The 2,479-nt window shown below is 62.6% G+C and carries 4 protein-coding genes; 3 read left to right on the top strand and 1 reads right to left on the bottom strand.

Going from position 1 to position 2,479, the window contains the following annotated elements; translation table 11 throughout:
* Together HX846_RS32760 and HX846_RS32755 are read left to right on the top strand one after the other, a co-directional pair.
* Positions 1-152, top strand: a 152-nt coding sequence (locus HX846_RS32760) for an SDR family oxidoreductase (protein ID WP_178967004.1), incomplete at its 5' end; no start/stop codon positions are given.
* A 57-nt stretch (positions 153-209) separates the two neighbouring features.
* Entirely contained in the window at positions 210-1,118 is a 909-nt protein-coding gene (locus HX846_RS32755; protein WP_178967003.1) for a LysR family transcriptional regulator, read from the top strand.
* 57 nt (positions 1,119-1,175) lie between these two features.
* Here the strand turns inward: HX846_RS32755 and HX846_RS32750 are convergent, their stop codons facing one another.
* Positions 1,176-1,613 carry a multidrug/biocide efflux PACE transporter gene (locus tag HX846_RS32750; protein ID WP_087693157.1) on the bottom strand — a complete coding sequence of 146 codons (438 nt, stop codon included), beginning with the start codon at positions 1,611-1,613 and terminating at the stop codon, positions 1,176-1,178.
* Between the two features lie 89 nt (positions 1,614-1,702).
* On the opposite strand from HX846_RS32750, the gene HX846_RS32745 reads away from it, so the two are divergent.
* The coding region (locus HX846_RS32745) for a LysR family transcriptional regulator (RefSeq protein ID WP_178967002.1) at positions 1,703-2,479 on the top strand (777 nt) is incomplete at its 3' end.

Raw genomic sequence — 2,479 nt, 5'->3', positions numbered from 1 at the left:
CGGACGTGAACGCGATGGTCGCCAACAACACCGCCCTCGGTCGCGCAGGCTTGCCGGATGATATCGGCGGGGCGATTTCCACCCTGCTGGCCGACGGCAGCAACTGGATCACCGGGCAACGGGTCGAGGCCTCGGGCGGGATGTTTCTGTAACGCTCTCGGATTCTCCGCTAGCATCAATGCTTTCGGATACCTGACAGGCAATCACCCATGAGTTTTGATCCTGGACTGGCCGGCGGCATGGGCGTACTGGCCGCCGTGGTCGACAGCGGCAGTTTCGCCCGCGCCGCCGACAGCCTGGAGATGACGCCTTCGGGGGTCAGCCGGGCCATTTCGCGGCTGGAAAAACGCCTGGGAATCCGCCTGTTCGACCGCACCACCCGCTCGGTGCAATTGACCGACGAAGGTCGGCGTTTCTACCAGGAAATCGCCCCCCTGCTGGCCGGCCTGGAAGAAGCCGCCAGCTCGGCGGCCGACAGCGCCCTGACGGTTCGCGGGCGGTTGCGGGTGAACATCGACCCGTACTTTTCGCGGCTCGTGCTGGGGCCGGTGCTGGGTGAATTCATGAGCCAATACCCGCAGCTGCAGTTGGACCTGCACACGCGGGATCAACTCGGGGACCTGGTGGCGGATGGCTTTGACCTGGCCATCCGTTTTGGCATTCCGCAATCGTCCTCGCTGATCGCCCGCAAGCTGATGGAAGTGCGGGTGCTGACGTTGGCCTCGCCAGCTTATCTCGAGCGGCATGGTCGCCCTTCACACCCCAAGGACCTGGAAGACGGCCAGCACGTGTGCATCGACTTTCGCGACTCCCAGACCGGCCGGCCGTTTGGCTGGGAATTCCACCGGCCGGGCGACCAGGTCAACATCGCCACCAGCGGGCGGCTGGTGGTCAACGATGCCGGGACCTTGTACAGCGTGTGCGAACACGGCCATGCAGTGGCGCAAATGCTCGACCTTGGGCTGGCACCGGCGCTGGAATCCGGCGCGTTGATCGAGTTGTTTCCCGACTGGCCCGACGAGCGTTTCCCGTTGTATGCCTTCTACCCGTCGCGGCACTTGCCGGCGGCCAAGGTGCGGGCATTCCTCGATTTTGTGGCCGCCCTACAACCCCTGTAGGAGCTGGCTTGCCGGCGATGACGTATCCAAAATCGCCATCGCCGGCAAGCCGGACTCCTACGCGGTGCGCATCCGTTTCTGCATAATCCGCTCCCGCGCGGCGTCATACGCCCAGTGATACACATAGGTGTACGGCAGGAAAAACAGCAACACGCCGATGTCGAGGATAAACGCCTGCATCAGGCTGATGTTCAGCCACCAGGCAATCAACGGCACACAGATCGCCACCAGCCCGCCTTCAAACATCAACGCATGCAGCACGCGGGTCCACACCCCGCCGGACAGTTGCAGGCGCGCCTTGAGACGGTCGAACAGGCCGTTGAAAATCACGTTCCAGGCCAGTGCCATAAGGCTGATGGCCAAGGTCACGACGCCCATCTCCAGGGCCGGTTTATCCATGATCCACGCCAGCAGCGGTGTACAGATCAACAAGGCCAAACCTTCAAAACCAATGGCCTGCCAAACGCGTTCAGTAATCGACTTAGTGGGTGTCATGACCCGTTCTCCGTGAGTGACGATGGTTGCCATCATTACCCTTTGACTCGATACTTCATAACCAGTAACCATCGATCAAGGCGATAGTCATGGCATCCCACGAAGTGCTTCAGGCGTTTGTGCAGGCGGCGACCCACGGTTCGTTTTCAGCGGCGGCGCGCAAGCTGGGCAAGAGCCAGTCCACCGTCAGCGCGGCGGTGGCCAGCCTGGAGATTGACCTGGATGTGGTGCTGTTTGATCGCAGCAGCCGCAAGCCGACGCTGACCCCGGCCGGGCACGTGCTGCTGCAACGCGCCGAGCAGGTGCTGGAAGCCAGCAGCCGCCTGGAGTTGGCGGCCAGTCAGTTGTCCCAGGGGTTGGAGCCGAAGTTGAGTATCGCGATGTCCGATACGTACCAGTCGGACCGTTTCGAAACCGCCCTCAGCGCCTTCGAGCAGCGCTACCCGGACCTGGAGCTGGAATGCCTGATCGCCGAATGCGAGGACTTGATTGCCCTGGTGCAAAGTGGCCGGGCGCAGATTGCGTTTATCGAGATGCAGGAGGTTTACCCGCCGGACCTCACCAGCACCACCGTGGAAGAGCGCACGGAAATCGCGCTGTTTGTCGCCCCCAAACATCCGCTGGCGAACCTTGCGGACATCGACCAGCAAACCCTGGAACAACACCGCGAACTGCGCCTGGCGAGCATCATCAACCCGAATGAAACCCGCGGCCTGGGCCGAGTGTGGTCAGCGCCCAGTTACCTGATGCTGATGGAAATGGCGCAGCTGGGTTTTGGCTGGGCACCGCTGCCGCGCTGGCTGGTGGAGCGGTTTGGCGGCGACCACCTGTGTGAAATCAAGGCCCGGGGCTGGCCGCGCTCGGTG

The organism is Pseudomonas sp. K5002 (genome assembly GCF_013386655.1).
Taxonomy (GTDB): Bacteria; Pseudomonadota; Gammaproteobacteria; order Pseudomonadales; family Pseudomonadaceae; genus Aquipseudomonas.
Note: the sequence above shows the minus strand (reverse complement) of the source record. Positions and strands in the feature narration are given on the sequence as shown.